Origin of the sequence: Neolewinella marina, from assembly GCF_002631205.1 — a bacterium.
In the GTDB taxonomy this organism is placed as follows: Bacteria; Bacteroidota; Bacteroidia; order Chitinophagales; family Saprospiraceae; genus Neolewinella; species Neolewinella marina.
Genome location: NZ_PDLO01000007.1, coordinates 184618 through 205266, shown reverse-complemented (window position 1 = coordinate 205266; position 20649 = coordinate 184618). Strand labels below are relative to the sequence as shown.

The window sequence follows — 20649 nt, the reverse complement described above, 5'->3', positions numbered from 1 at the left end:
GGATAAGGTTACTGGCCGGGAGCGCCTCAGGCGCCGGCTTCTTTGATGATGAAAGGTTGGTGCTTTTTCAGCCCGTAATTTTTCTCCAGGAAGCGGGAATTCAGCCCCCGGTCGGAAATACTGATGGCCGCGCCCAGGGCGGAGCCCAGGCTGCTGTCGGTGGTACGCAACTCCAGCTCCCGAAAGTGGTGGGAGATCAATTGCAGGAATACCTCGTTGTCGCTGAAGCCCCCATCGATGAAGATCGTCCGCAGGGGGGTATCGCCGATGGCCGCGCGGATGCTGTCCACCTGCAGGTCAACCAACTCCACCATCAGCTGGTGGTAGGCATAATCAAAGCTTTCCGTTGAGATGGTGGTAGTCGCAGGGTTGCCGGGGTACGCCAGGTATTCCAGGTGGAACCAGGGGCGGTAACCGGCCATGATTTCCGCATAAATCGCAGGGTCAAACCGAACGGCGCGGTGGCGCTCGGGATCGACGCCGAAGTGGTCCGTGAGGTAACCTACCTGCTGGCGGTATTCCTGTCCGAGGAACAGCCGGGCGGCTCGGACCGGGCGGCCATCGATGCGCATGTAATTGATGCAGTCGCCCTCGAGATCCTCCACGGACAACGCACCTTGCGCGAAAGGATTAAGGGTAATACTCCAGGTACCGGTGGATACCAGGACGAAAGGATCCGCTGCGCTGCGGATGTAGGGCAGCAGGGCGGCGGAACTGTCGTGAATGCCCACTCCGATGCGGAGGCGGCGGCCGCCGTAGTTCATATTGATGCTCGTCTCGGTGGAGACGATGGGCGGCAAAAGGCGGTGCAGCTCCTCGGCGTGGACCCAGTCGTGATAGTCGCCGCGGCGGTAATCCCACAGCGCCGTGTGGCAGCCGATGCTGGTGTACTCACTGATGGGAATGCCGGTGAACACGTAGCTCAGGTACTGCGGCAGGTGGAGGCTGTAGCGGATGCGGCGCAATGCTTCCGGGCGGCGATGCTTGAGCCAGTACAGCTGCATCCCGGAATTGAGGAGGCCGGAGGGCGGGGAGCCGGTGGCCGCGGTGAACTCCGGCTCCGGACCGTATCGATCGTAAAACTCACGGGCCAGTTCGGGGTCACAGGGTTTGGTGTAGTTGTAGAGGGGGGTGACGACCTCTCCGTCGGCGTCCAGGTGGACCAGGCTGGCGCCGTAGGAGGAGAAGTTGATGGAATGGATGTCGAAGTTCCGGGCCGTGAGGATGCGATCGAATACTTCCCGCAGCCAGGCCCGCAGGGCGGACAGGTCCTCCGTGGGGTAGCCGTCTTCGTCGGTGGTTTCGGGCAGGCGGATGTATTCCCGGTGTACTTCGCGGTAGTGGTCGTCGAAGAGGAAGAACTTCTTGTTCGTCCGGCCAATGTCGAATACGGCGGTGACCCTCGGTTGCTCCATGCTACAGCCCGGTTGCTACGGTATGCTTGCCCCGCTCCCTTACCAGTTCGCGGCGTACATCCAGCTGCCGGTAGGCCCCCAGGGGATGCAGGGCACCCCCGCGGCTGAGGCGGGCGCGCTCCACCAGCGGCCGTACGTCGGTGCGGAAGGCGTTCTGCAGTATTTCCTGACAGCGCACGACGTCGTGGTCGCCCTGGGCGGTGGCCAGCTCATCCTGGTCCACGAGCAGGGCCCTGGCGTAGGCAAGTTGAATGGCCTCCAGCGACTGCAGGAGGTCCTCCAGGGGATCCTTGACGTTGTGACTGGCGTCGATCATCCACGCCAGATCGGGATTCTGGGGGTTGTTCCGCATGCCGTAGACCAGCTCATTGAAGATGAGGAACAGGGCGTAGGGTTTGACGCTGCCGACGGTCAGGTCGTCGTCGCCGTACTTGCTGTCGTTGAAGTGGAAGCCGCCCAGTTTACCCTTCAGCATCAGGGTGGAGACGATCTGTTCGATGTTGGTATTCGGCAGGTGGTGCCCCAGATCCACCAGGGTAAAGGCGCGGTCGCCACAGGCGTTCGCCAGCAGGAAGGAAGTGCCCCAGTCCTGGATGACGGTGCTGTAGAAGTTGGGCTCGTAGGGCTTGTATTCGATGAACAGCTTCCAGTCGGCCGGCAGGCCGGCGTAGATCTGCCGCAGGCTGTCCTCCGTCTGCACCAGATTCCGCTGGAAATTACGTTGGCCGGGAAAGTTGGTGCCGTCGGCCAGCCAGACCGTCAGGCTTTTGGATCCGAGCTTCTCGCCGATCTCCACCACCCGGAGGTTGTGCTCGATGGCCTGTTGGCGCGCGCCTTCGTCGGTGGCACTCAGGCTCCCGTGACGGTAGCTGTGGACCGCTCCGGGCTGGTCCTGAAAGGTGTTGGAGTTAATGGCGTCAAACGCCAGGCCAAGCTCGGCGGCGTGTTCCCGGACGGCGGCGTAGTCGGTGGGCGTATCCCAGGGGATGTGCAGGGAAACGGCACCCGCCGTCTGGGTCAGGGCGTGGAGGATGCCCACGTCGTCCAGCTTCTGCTCCAGGGTGCCGGGCTCCCCGTGGAAGGAAAATCGACCAAAGCGGGTGCCCCCGGCGCCGAGCGCCCAACTGGGAATGGCGACCTGGAATTTACTGAGTGCGTCCACGACGGGCTCCACCGCCACCCCCGCCTCGGAGAGCTTGTCCGAGAGGTGATTGTAGTCTGATTCGTGGCGCCGCAGTCCGGGCTCATTGGCCGAAAGGAGCTGGTCTTTGGTGAGTTGCATGATCTGAAATTTACGGTACGGTGGGTAAGTAGGGTCAGCGCACGAAGGCGTTGGCCATTCCCCCGTCGACGTTGAGGATGTTGCCGGTGGACTTTTCCAGGATGGTGAAGGCAAACACGCCGTCGGCAATGTCTTCCGGGCGAATGATCTGGTTGAGCAAATTGCGCTTGGCGTAGTGGGCCGGCAGCTCCTCCACGGTGATGCCGTAGGCTTTGGCCCGGCCCTCGGCCCAGGCGCCCTCCCAGATCTTGCTGCCAATGATAACTCCATCGGGGTTTACGGTATTGACCCGGATGCGGTCACCGGCCAGCTCGGCGGCCAGCAGGCGGGCCATGTGCTGCTGGGCGGCCTTGGCGGTACCGTAGGCCACGTTGTTGGGCCCCGAAACCAGCCCGTTCTTGCTGGCGATGGGGATGAAGTCGCCCCCCAGCCCCTGCTGCCGCATGATGGCGGCCGCCGTACGGGCGAGGGAGAATTGCCCCTTCACCAGGACGTTCTGCAGGAGGTTCCAGTCCGCGTCGGTGGTATCCTCCAGGGGCTTGGAGATGGCCAGGCCGGCGCTGTGCACCACGATGTCCACCCCACCGAATGCCAGACAGGCCTCGGAAAAGGCTGCGGCAATAGAGTCCGGGTCGGTGACGTCGCATACCGCGTAGGCCGCGGTGTCAGCGGGGTAGGTTGCCAGGGCTTCCCGGAGCCGGTCTTCGGCAATATCGGTGAGCACGACCACGGCCCCTTCCGCGGCCAGTTTGTCCGCAATGGCCTTGCCAATGCCGCCGCCGGCACCGGTGACGAGGGCCACCCTGCGGGAAAGGGGTTTCTCCTTTGGCATCCGTTGCAGCTTGGCTTCCTCCAGCAGCCAGTACTCGATGTCGAAGGCTTCCTGCCGGGGCAGGGAGGTGTACGCACTGATGGCTTCGGCGCCCCGCATCACGTTGATGGCGTTGACATAAAACTCGCTGGCTACCCGGGCGGTCTGCTTGTTCTTGGCAAAGGTGAACATGCCTACTCCGGGGTAGATGATCACTACCGGGTTGGGGTCGCGCATGGCCGGACTGTTGGCCCGCTTGTGGGTTTCGTAGTAGGTCTGGTATTCCTCGCGGTAGCGGGCGAAGGCCGGCCGCAGCTGGTCCATAATGGCTGCTGCATCCGTGAGGTCCTGCCGGGGCTCCAGATCGAGCACCAAGGGCTGGATCTTCGTCCTCAGGAAGTGGTCCGGGCAGCTGGTGCCCATGGGAGCCAGGCGTTCCAGGTCGTAACTGTTGATGAATTCGAGGATGGTATCGCTGTCGGCGAAGTGGCCTACCATCCGGTTTTCGGAGGAGGCCAGGCCCCGCAGCATCGGCATCAGGGCCGCGGCCTTACGGCGGCGTTCGGTGGACGGCAGGGCGGCTATTTTTTCGCCGCCAAAGACGCTCCCCTGCTCCTTCACCTTCCGCTCGATGTAGGCGGAGGCCTGCTCGATGACCTCCAAGCTGTTCAGATAGCATTCGTAGGAGGTATCGCCCCAGGTAAACAGCCCATGACTGCCCAGCACGATGCCCCGGATGCCGGGGTTTTCGGCCAGCGTCCGTTCGAGTTGCAGGCCCAGGTCGAAGCCCGGCCGCTGCCAGGGCACCCACCCCATGGTATCGCCCCAGATTTCCCGGGTGATCGCTTCGCTGTCTTCGGCGGCGGCCACGGCAATGAGGGCGTCCGGGTGGAGGTGATCGATGTGCTTGAAGGGCAGCAGGCCGTGCAGGGGGGTATCGATGGAGGGCGCGCGGCTGTCGAGGTCGTAGATGGCGTGGTTGAACAGCCCCACCATCCGGTCTTCGTCGTCCAGGCCGCGGTAGACCTTCTTCAAGTCGCGCAGCCGCCCGGTGTAGAGTCCGGCGATGCCGGCGCGGGTCAGGGTACCGATGTCGCCGCCCGAACCCTTGATCCACATAACCTCGACTTCCTGGTTGGTCAGGGGATCTTTTTCCATGGTCTTGCAGCTGGTATTGCCGCCCCCGTAATTGGTGATGCGCAGGTCGGCTCCCAGGATGTTGGAGCGGTAGAGGAAGAGGGCGACCTGGTCGTCGCCCAGCTTGGCGGCGGCCTCTTCGTCCCAGAGGTAATCCACGTGATCGAACTGGATGGCGGGTGTGTTCATGCTACAAGATGGCTGGTGAATATTGACCACCAAGGTAGGCCAGCCCCCCCGCCACCGTATCCTGTACTGTCCGGCAGAACATCCAATATATATTATTCCGCCATTCCCCGGAGGTGCGGGATGGAAACCGCCGCCGGGAATTATAACTTGCCACCGCCCCCGGCCTTCATTTCCGGCATGGCACCCGCGCCCGCGCCCAGAAACCGCAACAGCAGATGGCAGTAACCGACCATATTTCGATCACCGAGGAATCCCGGATCCCGAAGTACCAGCAGATCGTGAACGCGATCATCGACAACATCTCTTCCGGCAAGCTGGAGATCGATGACAAGATCCCCTCCATCAATGTGCTGAGTGAAACCTTTGACCTGTCGCGGGATACGGTAGAAAAAGCCTACAACATCCTGAAGGAGCGCAACATCATCACCTCGGTCAAGGGAAAGGGCTTCTACATCACCCGCACGAAGCTGCTGTCGAAGGTGAACGTCCTCTTCCTGGTCAACAAGCTGAGCACCTACAAGATGCGCATCTACAATGCCTTCGTGGAGCAGGTGGGCGGTATCGCCCATACCGACCTGTACATCTACCACTGTGACGAGTCGCTTTTCCTGAACCTGCTGTCGCGTAACCTGAATGCCTACGACTACTTCGTGATCATGCCCCACTTCAAGACGCCGGCGCTGCGCCACGTGAGCTTTACGGAGGAGGTGGTCCAGGCCATGGAACAGATCCCCAAGAACAAGCTGATCGTCATGGACAACAACCACTTCCAGTTGGCGGGCGACTACGCCGAGGTGTACCAGGATTTCGAAAACGACATTTACCAGGCCCTCAAATCAGGGCTGGAGAAAATCCGCCGCTACAAGCGGCTTATCCTGGTCTACCCGGAAGCTTCGGTATATCCCTACCCCAGGCGGATCCTGCACGGCTTCCGGAAATTCTGCGTGGAAAGCCAACTGCCCTTCGAGATCATCCAGGAAATTTACGAGGATACCATCCTGCGCCGGGGCGACCTCTTCATTACCATCGAGGAATCGGACCTCGTAAACCTGGTCAAGCAAATCCGCGACAAGGAGCTCCGGCTGGGCGACGACATCGGCATCATCTCCTACAACGAAACGCCCCTGAAGGACCTGCTGGGCATCACGGTCATCTCCACCGATTTTGCCACCATGGGGCGGACGGCCGCCGACCTGATCCTGAACAAGAAGATCAAGCGGATCAAGAACCCCTTTCGCCTGATCGAACGGGAATCCGTATAAAGCCCCCCGCCTGTATGAAACTAGCTGCCATCGACATCGGCTCCAACGCCGTCCGCCTGGAGATCGTCCAGGTATATGACCAGTCGCCCCTCGTCAGCTTCAAAAGCCTGGAGTACCTCCGGTTTCCGCTGCGCCTGGGGCAGGACGTGTTTACCGGCGGTACCATCACCCCGCCTACGGCCGCCCGCTTCACCAAACTGATGCAGACTTTCCAGCTGCTGGTAGAATTGTACGAGGTGAACGGCCTGTACGCCGCGGCCACCTCGGCCATGCGGGAGGCGGTCAACGGTCCTGAACTCCTCACCGCCGTCCGGGAGGCCAGTGGGGTAGACATCCAGATCCTGTCGGGAGAGGAAGAAGCCCGTATCCTGCACAAGGCCATCATCCCCTACCTGGGCAGCGGCCCGGCGGTACACGTTGACGTGGGCGGTGGCAGCACGGAAATCAATCTCTACGCCGGGCAGGAAGTGATCGCGGCCCGCTCCTTCCGCATCGGTTCGGTGCGCAAGCTCGCCGCCGCGGACCGCGCCGCCGTGTCTGCCGAAATGGGCGACTGGATCCGGAGCCGCCTGGACGGACGGGCGGGCGGGGTATTCGGCATTGGCACCGGCGGCAACATCGACCGGCTGTTCAAACTGTCTTCGCGGGCCGACAAGAACAGTATGTCGCTGGTCGAACTCCGCGCGCTACGCGCCTACGTCAAGACTTTCACCCTGGAACAGCGGCTGTCGATCCTGAAGCTTAACCCCGACCGGGCGGACGTGATCGTGCCGGCCTCCGAAATCTATATCCGCGTCCTGGAAGCCGCCGGTGCCGACACCCTGCTCGTGCCCCGGGTGGGCCTGAAGGACGGGATCGTCTGTGAGCTGTACGAGAAAACGACCCACCGCAGCCTGGAACAGATCGAGTACCTCTTCCCGGCCTGACCACCAATCCTCTACCCCATGATCCGCAAGGCGTTCAAGATGAAGGTGCATCCCGGCCGGGAAGCCGAGTACACCGACCGTCACAACCCCATCTGGTCCGATCTGGCGGACGTCCTCCACCTCCACGGCGCCCGGAACTACTCCATTTTCCTGGACGAAGAAACCGCCACCCTGTTCGCCTACGTGGAAATTGAGTCGGAAACCCGCTGGGCCGCCGTCGCCCAGACCGAGGTGTGCCGCCGGTGGTGGACCTATATGCAGGAACTGATGGAGACCAACCCCGACGGGAGCCCGAAAAGTGTGGACTTGCGGGAGGTGTTCCACCTGGAATAAGGAAATCCATGGGTCAGGCCCTGCTGCCCTGCCCTGGCTTTGACCGCATAAAAACGGGAAATCAAGGGTACTTCCGAAGATTTCAGTGTCGTATCGACAAATAATCAGTATACTTGACTTGCAATCGGTTTCACGTTCACGGGTGGTGTACGGCACAGTCATGCTTCACCCATGAGGGGGGTTATTCCCCGGGAACCGGTCCTGTGCTCCCAAGAAAACCCCCGGATAACCTTTCATACGCTTCATATAGATTGATTTTGGCCCCGCGCGGTAGCGCGGGGCTTTTTTCCGTCGGGGGCGGCGGCGCGCGGGTGCAGTATCTTTTCCTCAAATTCCTGCGATGCGGTACACGATGTTCCTTCTCTTGCTCTGTTTCTTCGGTGGACTGGCCATGGCCTCCCCGCCCGACACCACGGATTACGTTTCCCGGGTGAATCCCCTGATCGACACCCATAAGTCGCGGTGGTTCTACTTCAACTCCGCCAGCCGCCCCTTTGGCATGGTCAACCTAAGCCCGGACACCAACCTCAAGGGCAGCTGGGGCAGTGGCTACCTCTACGATTCCACCGTGGTCCGGGGCTTCAGCCACATTCACGGCTGGCAGATCTCGGGCATCCTGGTCATGCCGGCTACCGGCGAGGTACTGGGCCACCGCGGGCCGGACACCTACCTGTCGCCCTTCTCCCACGACACCGAGGTGGTCTACCCGGGCTACCATCGGATTCACCTCGACCGCTACGACGTCACCGCGGAGCTGACCAGCACCACGCGGGTGGGCTTTCACCGGTACACCTATGAGGGGGAGGACCAAGACCGCCACCTCTACTTTGATACCGGTGCCTTTCTGGCGCACGATTCTACCCTTTACTCGGAGGTACGGCGGTTGTCGGACCGCGAAATCGAGGGACTGGCCGTCATGGGCCCCACCAACCGTCGCCCCAAGCCCTTCACCGTTTACTTCGTGGCCCAGCTGGACCGTGACATGGTCGGGTTTGGTGGCTGGGAGGAAGGTAAAATGCTTACCGGCCAGCCCGCAGCAGTGGGCGGCAAGGACGCGGGCGCCTTCCTAAGCTTTCCCTCCGGTACCGATACCGTACAATTGAAAGTGGCCCTCTCCTACACCTCCCTGGACGGCGCGCGCCGCAACCTGGAAGCCGAGCTTTCCCACTGGGATTTTGAGCAGGTCGTCGCCGATTCCCGCGCCGAGTGGAACACCGAGCTGGGCAAGATCGACGTGACCGGGGGCACCGAACAGCAACAAGTGAAGTTTTACACCGACCTGTGGCACAGCCTGCTGGGGCGGCGCATCGTAAGCGACGTGGATGGCCACTACGCCGACAATACCGGCCCGGAAACCCGCATCCGCCGCGTGAAACTCGACGAAGAAGGGAACCCGCGGTTTCCGCACTACAACTTCGACGCCTGGTGGGGCAGTCACTGGTCGCTGGACATCCTCTGGGCCCTGGCTTATCCGGAGCGGCTGGACGGTTTCGGCAGCACCATGCAGGACATGTACGAGAACGGGGGCATGATTCCCCGCGGGCCTTCGGGCGGGAACTACACCTTCGTGATGATCGGCGACCCGGCGGTCTCCTTCTTCGCCGCCGCCATCAACCGGGGCGTGCACCGGGGCTATGACCTGGAGAAGGTCTACGCCGGCCTGCGCAAAAATGCCTTCCCCGGCGGGATCCGCGACAAGGCAGGGTACGAGCACTATACCCGACTGGGTGGCGGGATGGAATACTACGTCGAGCGGGGCTACGTACCGGAGGGGCTGCCCGGCAAGGGGTACCACAAGGACGGGGCTTCCATGACCTTGGAGTATGCCTACCAGGATTGGTGTCTGGCCCAGATCGCCCGCACCCTGGGCAAGGAGGAGGACTACGCCCTCTTCATGGAACGCTCCAAAAACTACCGCCACCTCTGGAACCCCGCCACCGGCTGGATGCACCCGCGGGAGATCGACGGCAGCTGGATGGCGGATTTCGCCCCCGTGGCGACCGCCGACCAGTTCAGTGCCCGGGGCTTTTGCGAGGCCAACTCGGCCATTTACAGCCATTACGTGCCCCACGACGTGCCGGCCCTGGCCGAGCTGTTCGGGGGCCGGGAGGCCTACATCGCCAGCCTGGAATCCAGCTTCGAAAAGCAGAGCAAGAACTGGCTGCAGGCCGACGACAAGAACCACGCCGTGAACTGGGTGGACTACGCCAACCAGCCCAGCACCGGTATGGCCCACCTCTTCAACAAGGTCGGCGCTCCCTGGCTCAGCCAGAAGTGGGTCCGCATCGTCAAGGATCGCTACGGGGAAACCACCCCCTACGGCGGCTACCACGGTGACGAGGACCAGGGGCAGATGGGTGCCCTGGGCGCCTTGATGGCTATCGGTCTGTTCAGCGTCGACGGCAGTGCGGCCACCGAGCCTGGTTACGAGATCACCACTCCCCTCTTCGACGAGGTGGTAATCCAACTAAACCAGACCTACTACCCCGGGAAAACCTTCACCATCCGCACCGAAGGAAATCCTACCGACAACCTCTACATTCAGTCTGCCCGCCTCAACGGCCAGGACTGGAACAGCGTCGAGTTCTCCCACGAAACCTTTGCCCGCGGTGGCCTGCTGGAGTTGACGGTGGGCGCGGAGCCGAACCGGAGTTGGGGGGTGGAGTGATGGTGACTTTTTGGCAGACATCGGATGTTATTTTTGGGACATCCAAATGGTATTTTATTAAATAGAAGGGTTTTTCCCGGGATTTGGACGCAAACGCTCGTATATTGCCCAGTTTTTGTCCCGTCAAATTGTCAGACATCCGATGTCCGACAGGTGGGCAGGGTCCCAGCGTTCGAGGTGGCATCCCCCGGTGCACGGAACCAGCGTGCATCGCCGCAACTACCATACTTAACTTACTATCTATCATTTGTTTACCTGCCAAAAATATAGTGCGACCGGAAAGAGATAATGCGGTTCCCTTGCCCATAATTTCGCCTTCCGAACCATTCTTCCCCCACCCCAAATGATCCAACAACTGCTTCGGAAAAAATCGCTGGAACAACTCCAGCGGGGGAATCCGGAGAATCCTCGCTCAAGCGTTCCCTGGGAGTTTTCGACCTCACGATGTTGGGCATCGGTGCCATCATTGGCACCGGCATTTTTGTACTCACTGGTGAAGCGGCCGCCGGCACGGAACACGCGCTGGGCGCGGGACCGGCCCTCACTATTTCCTTCGTCATTACTGGTCTGGCGTGCCTGTTCGCGGCCCTCTGCTACGCGGAGTTTGCGTCCATGATTCCCGTTTCCGGCAGCGCGTATACCTATTCCTACAGCTCCTTTGGTGAAATTTTCGCCTGGATCATTGGCTGGGACTTAGTGCTGGAGTACGCCGTCGGTAACGTCGCCGTAGCCATTGGCTGGTCGGGCTACTTCAAGAACCTTCTCGACGGTTTTGGCCTGCACTTGCCGGGCTACCTCAGTGCGGCCACGGGAACAACCATGGTGCAATTGCCTTCCGGAATCTGGACTCCCCTAACCCCGGCGGTGGAAACTACCTACGCCCAGGTGTTGGGAACCCTGCCTACTGAAACGGCCCTGCTGAACCTTCCGGCTCTACTGATTACGCTGGCCATAAGCGGTTTGCTGTACGTAGGCATCCAGGAATCGGCCCGGGTGAACGCGGTACTGGTCATTTTAAAACTGGTTCTGGTGAGCCTCTTCCTATACTACGGTCTACCCCACTTTGCGCCCGCCACCCACTGGGAACCTTTTGCACCCAACGGCTGGAAGGGCATTATGTCGGGGGCCGCCCTGGTGTTTTTTGCCTACGTGGGCTTCGATGCCGTAAGTACTACCTCCGAAGAGGCAAAACGCCCGCAGCGCGACCTGCCGATTGCCATGATCGGAGCGCTTGTCGTTTGTACCCTGCTCTATATCGCGGTAGCCGCGGTCCTCACCGGCATGGCTCCGCTGAGTGTACTGGCTAACGAGAAGCCCGTGGCGGAAGCCCTGATATCGGTGGGTGAAACCAACATTGCCTTGCTTATCGCCATCGGGGTAACCCTGACCATGCCGACCGTTCTGCTGGTGATGCAACTCGGGCAGATCCGAATCATTTACACCATGAGCCGGGATGGATTGCTGAGCGATAAGCTTTCGCGGGTGAATGCCCGGTTTGCTACCCCAACCTTCGCTACGGTGGTCGTAGGTCTCTTCGTTGCGGTGCTTGCGGCCACGGTCGACATCAGCGTGGCGGCGGAACTGACCAACATTGGCACCCTCTTCGCCTTCGTCCTGGTGGCCATCGGGATCTGGATACTACGCGTCCGCCGGCCTGATGCCCCCCGCAAATTCCGCACCCCGGCCTACCAACTGGTCTGCTCACTGTGCGTGATCATCTGCCTGGGACTCATGCTCTCCTTGCCGTGGGTCACCTGGGTGCGTTTCCTGGCGTGGATGGGACTGGGCGTGGTCGTGTACTTCCTTTACGGGGTACGGCACAGCAACCTGAAACGGCCTGAGATTTTGTAGGCAGACATCGGATGTTGTCGGCCGGACATTCTGTCAGACATCCGATGTCTGACAGAATGTTTCGGACACTTTACCTACGTAACACGGAACCAAATGTCCTGCGTCAGGGCCTAATTACAGCACAAGGCCTGGTTTTTAGACCTTTGTCAAAATGTCAGACATCCGATGTCTGACAAGACGGCAGCCAGCTAATATCCGATGTCTGACAAAGAGGGACAGAAACCCTACCCGTTAAAATCCACCAGCTCAATATCAAACACCAGATCCGAATCCGGGCAGATCGAGCACTGTCCAAAACTGCAGCTGCCGCGGCTGCCGTAGCCCAGCTCGGAGGGGATCAGCAGACGGATCTTTCCGCCACGGCCGATCAGGGGAAGGCCCAGCTTCCAGCCCTCGATCAGGTTACTCAGGGGAAAGCTTACCGGGCCGTTGGCACTGCGGTCGAATACCCGCCCGTTGGTGACTGCCCCCACGTAGTTCACGGTCACGCCGCTGTTGACGGTGGGCTTCTCCGTGGAGCCCGGCGCGCTGATGTGGTACAGCAGCCCCGTATCGTCGAGTTCGGTGTAGGTGAAGGTGTCGGCAGCGGCGTAGGCGTCAACCGAAATAAGGCCCTCCTCGCAAACGGAGGGGGTGATCGGGTCGTCGTCCTTCAGGCAGCCCGAGGCCAGCACGGTGAAACAGAGGAAGGGGAGAAAAATACGGAATGACATATCAGAAATTTTGGGAAGCGCAAAGCTAGCACACGGCCCGTGACTGAAGGATGGCCCCGCCGACATTTAACCCGTCATGTATTCCCAGGCCGTCTGATAGGTGCCCTGCCGCTCCACGTAAGCCAGAAAACCGGCAAAGAAGGGATCGTTCCCGATGGTGGCACTGTCGCCGATCACCACCAGGTGCAGCTTGGCCCGGGTCAGCGCCACGTTCATGCGACGGTAGTCGTTGAGGAAGCCGATCTCGGCCCGGTGGTTGCTGCGCACCAGGGTGAGGTACACCACCGCCCGTTCGCGGCCCTGGAAGCCGTCAATGGTGTTGACCGTAATGTCCAGGTCGACCAGTTCCGCAACCTCCTCCAGCCGGTCCTCGGCCCGCACGGCCTGCTCGCGGTAGGGACTGATGACGGCCACCCGCGGCAGGGGGTATTCCGGCGGGATGCTGCCTTTCAATTGCAGCAGGTGCTCGATGAGGATGCCGATTTCGCCCTCGTTGTAGCGGCTCTTGAATTGGGGGTGCAGGCTTTCTTCGAAGCCGGTGCCGGCCGTATCGATGAAGACAACGCTCTCCGCCAGGCTTACCCCGGGCAGGGTGCGCTCGGCCACCCCGGGGGCGGCTATGAGTTTGCCGGCGTAGAAATACTCGTTGCTGAAGCCCATAATGCGCTCGTTCATCCGGTACTGGACGTCAAGCAGGGCGTTGCGCCCGTGGCGCTCCAGGGCCTTTTCCAGCAGGGTAATGCCGAAGCCACCCCGCTCGGCGTCCTTGCTCTTCACGGTGGGCGGCAGCTGGTAGGGGTCGCCGGCCAGTACGACGCGGTTGGCTTTGGTGATGGGGATCCAGGAGGCCGGCTCCAGGGCCTGGGCCGCCTCGTCGATGATGCAGGTCTTGAAGGTACGGTCACCCAGCACCGATGCCGCCGCGCCCACCAGGGTGCACACGATCACCTCGGCAGCGTCCAGCACGTACCCCAGCAGGTGGTCTTCCAATTGTCGGGCCCAACCGCTGAGGCGGCCGGCCTCCGCGAAGGCGAGTCCCTTGTCGCGCCCCCCGCGTATCCGTTTGGCCTTGCGGCGCAGCTCGGCCGCTTCGAGCCGCAGTTTCTTTACCTGCTTGGTGTCGGGGTGCTCGGCGATCTGCACTTCCAGGGTGTGGCGCATCACGTCATCCTCCACTCGGCTGATGTTGCCGGTACGCACCACCCGGATGCCGCGGGCCGCCATGCGCAGGGTGACCAGGTCGGCGGCGCTGTTGCTCGGCGCACAGAATAGCACGGTGGTTTCCGTCTTGATCAGCTCCCCGACCGCCGCGACCAGCGTAGTGGTCTTTCCCGTTCCCGGAGGGCCGTGGATCAGGCTGAGGTGGCTGGCGCCCAGGATTTCCCGGACGGCCGCGCGCTGGCTGTCGTTGAGTTCGGTGAGATGGGCTACCCGCTCGGCGGGCACGGGCTGGTACTCGGCCGGCCGGGCGCCCATGATGACGTCCCGCAATTCAGCGGTGCGGTTGCCCCGGGCCGTGGACAGCAGCTGCATCGCCTTCTCCATTTCGACGTAGGTACGCTCGTCGAACATCAGGTCGACGCCCACCCCACCCCGCTGCAACCACCCCGGAGGGTCCTCCCCGCCAAGGATGATCTTCATCCGATCCTTCTTGACGTACTGGATGACGCCGGTTCGTTCGGGAGAGCGGGTTTCGGGTTGGGTGGTAAACAGATTCACGGAGGTCCCCGCCCGGAACTGGTGGGCCTCCTCCCCTTCCCGCGTCACCACCACGTAGGGGCGCTCCCCAATGCCGTAGCCCGACTCCATGACCTGTAAGGGGTACCAGCTGTAGCCCTTGTCCACCCGCTGCACGAGGGGCATGGCCTGTATCACTTCCAGGTGCAGCCGGCGCTCCTCCTGACGCTCCAGGTCGGTGAGCCGCCGCAGTTCCGCAATCTCCGCTTGCTGTTCGTCCGTCATATGAGACAGGAATTCCTCACGCTCGCTAAAGTTCTCTGAAGGGGCCGGAGCCGGCCACGCGGCCGGGGGTGTCAAAATGTGCTCCGCCCCTGTATCCACCGGACCGTGAGAATGTCAAATTTGCATATTCTTCTGTCATTTCGTCAAAAACGGGAATTTTGCACGGCATTTGCCTGAGGTAAGGCGGTAATTCATTGTTCAACCTAAATCTTTGAGTCATGCGTAGTAATTCAGTACTGCCAGCGATGTCCAGATTTTTAGACGACGACTGGAATAACCTCTTCGACTGGCGCAACCGTAATTTTTCCAGCACTACCACGACCCTGCCTTCCGTCAACGTACGGGAAACCGGGGATGAATTTATCGTGGAGATGGCTGCCCCCGGCATGAAGAAGGAGGACTTCAGCATTGAATTGCACAACAATGTCCTCACCATCCGCAGCGAGGTACGCAACGAAAAGGAGGAAGAAGAAGCCGGCAAATATTCCCGCCGCGAGTTCAGCTATCAGTCCTTCCAGCGCTCCTTCAACCTCAACAACCAGGTCGTCAACGACCAGGAAATAGAGGCTACCTACGAGGATGGCATTCTTCGCCTGGTGCTGCCGAAACAGGAAGAAGCCCGGGAGAAACCGCCCCGGCAGATCAGCATAAACTAGGGCAGTTCGCACCTACCCTGAACACGGATTGGCGCCTTCCCTTGGGAGGGCGCCATTTTTTTTCGCATTTTTCGCAACTATAATTACTTAAGCGCGAACACCGTGTGATTTTTTTGTGTTTTACTAACACAACTTCCGTTTACGGCCTTGCTGAAATATGCCGCCGGAGCGCAGGTTCAAGATTAAGCTAAATAAACCTGATCCCCGGACCGCTGCCCCTGGTAGTGGTCCTTTTTATTTGTCGCGGGCTGGTTCGGGTGCATCCGCCCGCCGGATGCCTTCCCGCCAGGCGTCGGGCATGGGTGCTTTCCGCAGTGCCCCGTAGTCGTAGGGAACAATGACCTGCCGGGTGATCGCCGCCAGCCGGTTGTGGTGCTCGGAGAAGATGGCCGTCTCCAGGGTGAACCGGTCCTCATTCACCTCAACCGTACGCACCCCCACCAGCGCGGTGTCGGGATATGTCATCGGAAAGGTGTACTTGCAATCCTGGTAAGCCAAAATGGCTCCGGTGTCGCCGGGGGCAAACCGGGTATTCACGCCCATCGCCTTGAAGTACAGTACCCGGGCGGTTTCGGCCCAGCGCAGGTAGACCAGGTTATTGACGTGCTGGGCGCTGTCCATATCTCCCCAGTGGACGGGAAAGCGGTGAAGGGTCGGAAAGTCGTGCTGGGTGATCTTCATGGGAAGGCAAGGTTTCGTGGGTTAATAAAGCAGGGCAGCATCAAGGCGCAGCGTGCAACAGTACGGCCAGGGCCTCTTCGGTCTGCCCTGCCTCCAGGTACTGCTGGGCCAGCCGGTGGAGGGCCTCGGTGCCGGTTTCCCGGGCCGCGATCACTTCCGGCCACTCCCCTACTTCCCGCCGGAGGTTTTCGTCGGGTAACTTTTCGAGGTTGCCCAGGCGACCGAGGTTATTGCCGGTAAGCACCGTGCTTTCGCGGATGTGGGCCGGCAACTGGTCTACCCCCTGCCCGAGGGTCCGCAACGGCTTGGGAATCTCAAACAGGTTCGCCGGAGTGGCGCGGCAATAGTCGTTGCCGCCCATGCGGGCCACCAGGTCGAGTTTGCGGGTGTCGAGCTGGCCCTTGTCGTCCAGGACGGATTCGTCGATGTGAATGCGCACCACCCGGGCCACGACCAGGTTTCCGGCACCGCCGCCGTCTCCGAGGGGAATGACCTGGTCCACCCGGCACTCAAAGGATACCGGTGATTCCTTCACCCGGGGCGGGCGTACGCAATCGCTGGCGAGTGGCGTGAATCCCCCCTTTTCGAATTCGTTGACCCCGGTGGGGTACTCGGTGCTGGTCAGCGACATCTGCTCGACCATGGCGTAGTTGACGATGTTGATGACCACCTCCGGCACGGCGTGTACATTGTTCAGGGTGTCCTTGGCGGAGCCGTCCCTGCCCCGCCGGATCGGCGAAAATACCAATATGGGCGGGGTGGTACTGAATACGTTGAAGTAGCTGAAGGGGCTCAGGTTGATCCGCCCTTCGGCATCCACCGTCGAGGCGAAGGCGATGGGCCGGGGAGCCACGGCGGTCGACAGACAGGTGTAGAGGTCACGGGTGTCTAAGGCGTTGGGGTCAAGGGTCATACGGGGAGTTGGTTAAGGGGATAATGCGGGACAGTAAATTCAGCGCCGGGCGGGCAGGATCCGGCCGGTGACGCTGCCGAACCCCACGCGCTCGGCGCCCTGCCCGGCGTGGCCGGTCATGGTCACGGTGTCGCCATCCCGGAGGAAACCGCCGCGGGTACCATTGTCCGTCAGCTCCAACAGGGAACCGTAGGAATCGGGCGACTGTCCGGAAATCGTACCGGAGGCCATCAGGTCTCCTACGCGCACGTTGCAACCGTTGCTGGTGTGGTGGGCCAGCTGCTGCTGCATGTTCCAGTACATGTACCGGAAGTTGGACCGGCAGACGGTCTCCTCGTTCACCTTCACTTCCAGGTCGATGTCGTAGTTGTTCTTTCCCGTAGACTGCAGGTAGGGCAACACCCCCGGGGTCTGCTCCGGGCCCGCTACGCGGAAGGGTCCGAGGGCTTCCAGGGGGACCAGCCAGGGAGAAACGGAGGAGGCGAAACTCTTGCCGAGAAAGGGCCCCAGGGGAACGTACTCCCAGCGCTGGATGTCGCGGGCCGACCAGTCGTTGAACAGCAGCATCCCGAAGATGTAGTCCTCTGCTTCGTCCACCGAAATGGGCCGGCCGAGTTCGGAGTCCTTCCCGACGACGAAGGCCATCTCCAATTCGAAATCGAGCCGGCGGGTAGGTTCGAAAACGGGGTGGTTGGCCTCCGCGGGCATGAGTTGTCCCACAGGGCGACGGACCGGCGTACCACTGACCACGATGGAGGAAGCCCGGCCGTGGTAGCCCACCGGCAGGTGCCGCCAGTTCGGCAGCAGGGCCTTCTCGGGGTCGCGGAACATCCGCCCCACGTTGGTGGCGTGCTCGATGCTCGAGTAGAAGTCGGTATAGTCGCCGATCCGCACCGGAAGGTGGAGGGTTGCCTCCGCCATGGGGACCAGGTGGTGACGCTGGATCGGTCCGTCAGGGGCCATTCGGAGCCAACTTTGCACCCGCGTCCGCGCCCTTGAAGTAACACTTTTACCCAGCGCGACGAAAGCGTTGAGGGTAGGCTGATTAAGCACGGAAACGTCGAAATCGAACACCCCCGTATTGCCCAGTTCGGCCAGGTCCAGGATCTGCTCGCCAACGGCCACGCCGGCCCGCGGGGGGCGGTCGTCGGTAGAGAATATCCCATAGGGCAGATTGGCCAGGGTGAAGTCGGAATCGGGGGGAATACGCAGCCAATCACTCATGGGGCAGCCAGGATTTGTAGTACTTGCCGTCGTCGATCTTGGCCGCCTCCTCGGTAACCTGGAGGGGGCGGAAGGTATCGATCATCACCGCCAGCTCCTCGGTAGCCTTTTTGCCGATGCTACCTTCGTAGGTACCGGGGTGCGGGCCGTGGGGAATGCCCCCCGGGTGGAGGGTGAGGTAACCCGGTCCGATGCCCGTACGGCTCATGAAGTCGCCATCGACGTAGTACAGCACCTCATCGGAATCGATGTTGCTGTGGTTGTAGGGCGCCGGAATGGCCAGGGGGTGGTAGTCGTAGAGCCGGGGACAGAAGGAACAGACCACGAAGGACTTGGTCTCAAAAGTCTGGTGAACGGGCGGCGGCTGGTGTACCCGTCCGGTGATCGGCTCAAAATTATGGATGCTGAAGCCGTAGGGGAAGTTGTAGCCGTCCCACCCCACCACGTCGAAGGGATGGGTGGCGTAGACCAGCTCGTGCAGCATGCCCTGCTTCTTGACCTTGATGGTGAATTCGCCCACCTCATCGTGGGTCTCCAGGTCGCGGGGCAGCTTATAGTCGCGCTCCGTGAAGGGCGAGTGCTCCAGCAACTGGCCGAAGTGATTGCGGTAGCGCTTCGGCGTGTAGATCGGATCGCCCGACTCGGCGTACAGGATGCGGTTGTCCTCCCCGTCAAAGTCAATCTGGTAGATGACGCCCCGGGGGATGAGGAGGTAGTCGCCGTACTCGAAGGGAATGTTGCCGAGGAAAGTGCGCAGGGTGCCGGTGCCGCGGTGGATAAACAGCAGCTCGTCGGCGTCCGCGTTCTTGTAGAAATAGTCGCGCAAGCTCTTGCGGGGGGCCGCTACGCCCACCTTCACGTCACTGTTGACCAGCAACGGCTTGCGGGCGTCCAGGAAATCATCCTCCGGGGCCACGTCGAAGCCGACCAGCTTGCGGGCCGTGATGGTCTTCTCCTCGGCGATCTTGGGGCTGAGGTCCTTCTTGCCCACGATCTCCTTCACCTGGGTGGGCCGGTGCAGGTGGTACATGAGGGAGGACATCCCGTCGAACCCGACGGTCCCGAATAACTGCTCGTGGTAAAGCGACCCGTCAGGCTGGCGAAACTGGGTGTGCCGCTTCGGGGGCAACTGGCCAAGGTGGTGATAAATGGGCATGATCGAAGACTTTGTTGCTAGGACAACTGTTTTGGGCCGAAGGTTTAAGCCTGCCGGAGAATGCCGGGCCACGCCGACTCCGCCGGACTTGCGTTAAATTACCCAACATTCACCATAACCGCCCCGCCCGTGCCCGAATACACTACCCTGACCGTTTCCCTCGACAACCGCCTGGCTACCGTCACCCTCGACCACGGCAAGGTGAACGCCATCGATACGTCAATGTCACGTGACCTGCACCGTGTGTTTCAGGAACTCGCCAAGGACGACGCGGTCGGGGGGGTGATACTGGCCGGCAAGCCCCACTGCTTCTGCGCCGGACTGAACGTGATGGCCCTTGCTACCAGCGACCGGGCGGGGCTGCGGGAATTCTTCCAGACCTACCTCACGGCCCTGCAGACGATGGTCCGCTTTGAAAAGCCCCTGGTGGCCGCCCTGACCGGCTTTGCCCCGGCGGGAGGAACTATTCTGGCCCTTACGGCCGACCACCGCATTATGGCACAGGGAGAAAAGCATACCGTGGGCATGAACGAGTTCAACATGAGCCTGCAGATCCCCCGCATGATGGCGGACATCTACGCCTACTACCGGGGCGAGGCTGCGGCCTGGAGCGACGTGCAGTCTGCACGCATGTACAACAGCGAGGCAGCAGTGAAGGTGGGGCTGGTGCACGCCTCAGAACCGGTGGACCAGGTTATTCCCCGGGCGGTGGAGCACTGCCGTACCCTCATGCGGGTCCACCCTCCGGTATTTCGCCGCACCAAGCGGTACCTCCGCCGGGGATTGCTGGCGGCCGTGGACCAAGAGGTAGAAGCCATGGTGGACGTGATCGCGGAGGACTTCGACGATCCCCGGTTCAAGCAGATGATGGAGCTTTTCGTACAGTCGCTGCGCTAGCCCCGCACCCGGGTGGTTGCGAACAGCCGTCGCAGCCGGTACCGCCCGCTGACGTGGGTAGCCGCCAGCAGCAGCCCGCCCATGATGGCCAGGTTCTTCATGAAGAAAAGGCTCTGCAACCGGTAGGCTTCGGTATTCGGCACCTCCTCCCAGAAGTCGTGAACGATGAAGGTTAGGGGTACCCAGTACACCAGCAGCAGGATGGCCCCGAGCCGCATGCGGTAGCCGAGCAAGACCATTAATCCGCCAAAAAAGAGCAGGAGGATGGCCCCGTAGAGCAGGAAATCCTGGTTCCACGTCATCCCGTAGATCGTCATCGCCTCCCGGTTCAGTTGCTCGAAGGCAAAGTAGTCGTAGGCCTCGAAGAAGAAGATGAAGGACAGCAGTATACGTCCGATCAGGTCGAAGATGTCTTGCATTTCAGCAAAGGTAAGGCTCCGGCGGGCTATTCCTTCCCCAGGATTGCGGCGGCGCGCGGGTGCCCCGGACGGATGGGGTAAGCCCCCCGGACGGCCGGCAACTTTTTCGGGGCCCAGGCTTTTTATTCGCGGCGGCAAGTTGCCGCCGCTTGAT

General features: G+C 61.3%; 17 protein-coding genes. 7 read left to right on the top strand and 10 right to left on the bottom strand.

The genetic code is table 11. From position 1 onward, the window contains the following. Window positions 1-26 precede the first annotated feature (26 nt). Genes CGL56_RS15050 through CGL56_RS15040 form a run of 3 tightly spaced genes read right to left on the bottom strand, consistent with a single transcriptional unit; the run spans window position 27 to window position 4834 of the window. Window positions 27-1415, bottom strand: a complete 1389-nt coding sequence (locus CGL56_RS15050) for an FGGY-family carbohydrate kinase (protein ID WP_099107394.1) — start codon at window positions 1413-1415, stop codon at window positions 27-29. A gap of 1 nt (window position 1416) precedes the next feature. Further along, window positions 1417-2697, bottom strand: coding sequence for a sugar isomerase (locus CGL56_RS15045; protein WP_099107393.1), 1281 nt, complete (start codon window positions 2695-2697; stop codon window positions 1417-1419). Window positions 2698-2731: 34 nt separating this feature from the next. After that, window positions 2732-4834: a bifunctional aldolase/short-chain dehydrogenase gene (locus CGL56_RS15040; RefSeq protein ID WP_099107392.1), complete on the bottom strand. Its 2103-nt coding sequence runs from the start codon at window positions 4832-4834 to the stop codon at window positions 2732-2734. A gap of 215 nt (window positions 4835-5049) precedes the next feature. Here CGL56_RS15040 and CGL56_RS15035 point away from each other — a divergent pair, with 215 nt between their 5' ends. The 5 genes from CGL56_RS15035 (at window position 5050) to CGL56_RS15015 (ending at window position 11874) form a co-directional block, all read left to right on the top strand. After that, window positions 5050-6096: a GntR family transcriptional regulator gene (locus CGL56_RS15035; protein ID WP_099107391.1), complete on the top strand. Its 1047-nt coding sequence runs from the start codon at window positions 5050-5052 to the stop codon at window positions 6094-6096. 14 nt (window positions 6097-6110) lie between these two features. Next, complete coding sequence (locus tag CGL56_RS15030) at window positions 6111-7022, top strand: Ppx/GppA phosphatase family protein (protein ID WP_099107390.1); 912 nt, start codon at window positions 6111-6113, stop codon at window positions 7020-7022. Between the two features lie 18 nt (window positions 7023-7040). After that, the gene (gene rhaM, locus CGL56_RS15025) at window positions 7041-7355 is read left to right on the top strand and encodes an L-rhamnose mutarotase (RefSeq protein ID WP_099107389.1); all 315 of its coding nucleotides are present in this window, start codon (window positions 7041-7043) and stop codon (window positions 7353-7355) included. Between the two features lie 340 nt (window positions 7356-7695). After that, window positions 7696-10023 carry a GH92 family glycosyl hydrolase gene (locus tag CGL56_RS15020; protein ID WP_099107388.1) on the top strand — a complete coding sequence of 776 codons (2328 nt, stop codon included), beginning with the start codon at window positions 7696-7698 and terminating at the stop codon, window positions 10021-10023. Between the two features lie 444 nt (window positions 10024-10467). Further along, on the top strand, window positions 10468-11874 hold the full coding sequence (locus CGL56_RS15015; RefSeq protein ID WP_245184298.1) for an amino acid permease: 1407 nt from the start codon (window positions 10468-10470) through the stop codon (window positions 11872-11874). Window positions 11875-12098: 224 nt separating this feature from the next. Here the strand turns inward: CGL56_RS15015 and CGL56_RS15010 are convergent, their stop codons facing one another. Both CGL56_RS15010 and CGL56_RS15005 read right to left on the bottom strand, forming a co-directional pair. After that, window positions 12099-12587 carry an FKBP-type peptidyl-prolyl cis-trans isomerase gene (locus CGL56_RS15010; RefSeq protein WP_167641695.1) on the bottom strand — a complete coding sequence of 163 codons (489 nt, stop codon included), beginning with the start codon at window positions 12585-12587 and terminating at the stop codon, window positions 12099-12101. Window positions 12588-12653: 66 nt separating this feature from the next. Continuing rightward, complete coding sequence (locus CGL56_RS15005; protein WP_099107386.1) at window positions 12654-14549, bottom strand: AAA domain-containing protein; 1896 nt, start codon at window positions 14547-14549, stop codon at window positions 12654-12656. Window positions 14550-14794: 245 nt separating this feature from the next. Between CGL56_RS15005 and CGL56_RS15000 the strand changes: the two genes are divergently transcribed. Continuing rightward, on the top strand, window positions 14795-15205 hold the full coding sequence (locus CGL56_RS15000; protein WP_209280395.1) for an Hsp20/alpha crystallin family protein: 411 nt from the start codon (window positions 14795-14797) through the stop codon (window positions 15203-15205). Between the two features lie 234 nt (window positions 15206-15439). On the opposite strand, the gene CGL56_RS14995 is transcribed toward CGL56_RS15000, so the two are convergent. From CGL56_RS14995 to CGL56_RS14980, 4 genes are read right to left on the bottom strand one after another with little or no spacing between them, the layout of a single operon-like run. Continuing rightward, entirely contained in the window at window positions 15440-15886 is a 447-nt protein-coding gene (locus tag CGL56_RS14995) for an acyl-CoA thioesterase (RefSeq protein ID WP_099107384.1), read from the bottom strand. Between the two features lie 40 nt (window positions 15887-15926). After that, entirely contained in the window at window positions 15927-16799 is an 873-nt protein-coding gene (locus CGL56_RS14990; RefSeq protein ID WP_099107383.1) for a flavin reductase family protein, read from the bottom strand. 39 nt (window positions 16800-16838) lie between these two features. Then, window positions 16839-18023: a fumarylacetoacetase gene (gene fahA, locus CGL56_RS14985; protein WP_099107382.1), complete on the bottom strand. Its 1185-nt coding sequence runs from the start codon at window positions 18021-18023 to the stop codon at window positions 16839-16841. Continuing rightward, window positions 18016-19179 (bottom strand): homogentisate 1,2-dioxygenase, encoded by a 1164-nt coding sequence (locus CGL56_RS14980; RefSeq protein ID WP_099107381.1) that lies wholly within the window; start codon window positions 19177-19179, stop codon window positions 18016-18018. Before CGL56_RS14980 ends, fahA begins: the two co-directional genes overlap by 8 nt. 129 nt (window positions 19180-19308) lie before the next feature. Here CGL56_RS14980 and CGL56_RS14975 point away from each other — a divergent pair, with 129 nt between their 5' ends. Continuing rightward, on the top strand, window positions 19309-20076 hold the full coding sequence (locus tag CGL56_RS14975; protein WP_167641696.1) for an enoyl-CoA hydratase/isomerase family protein: 768 nt from the start codon (window positions 19309-19311) through the stop codon (window positions 20074-20076). Here CGL56_RS14975 and CGL56_RS14970 read toward each other — a convergent pair. Beyond that, a complete protein-coding gene (locus CGL56_RS14970; RefSeq protein ID WP_099107379.1) occupies window positions 20073-20495 on the bottom strand; it encodes a DoxX family protein in 423 nt (140 codons plus the stop codon). The two genes, CGL56_RS14975 and CGL56_RS14970, sit on opposite strands and share 4 nt — an antisense overlap. Window positions 20496-20649 lie beyond the last annotated feature (154 nt).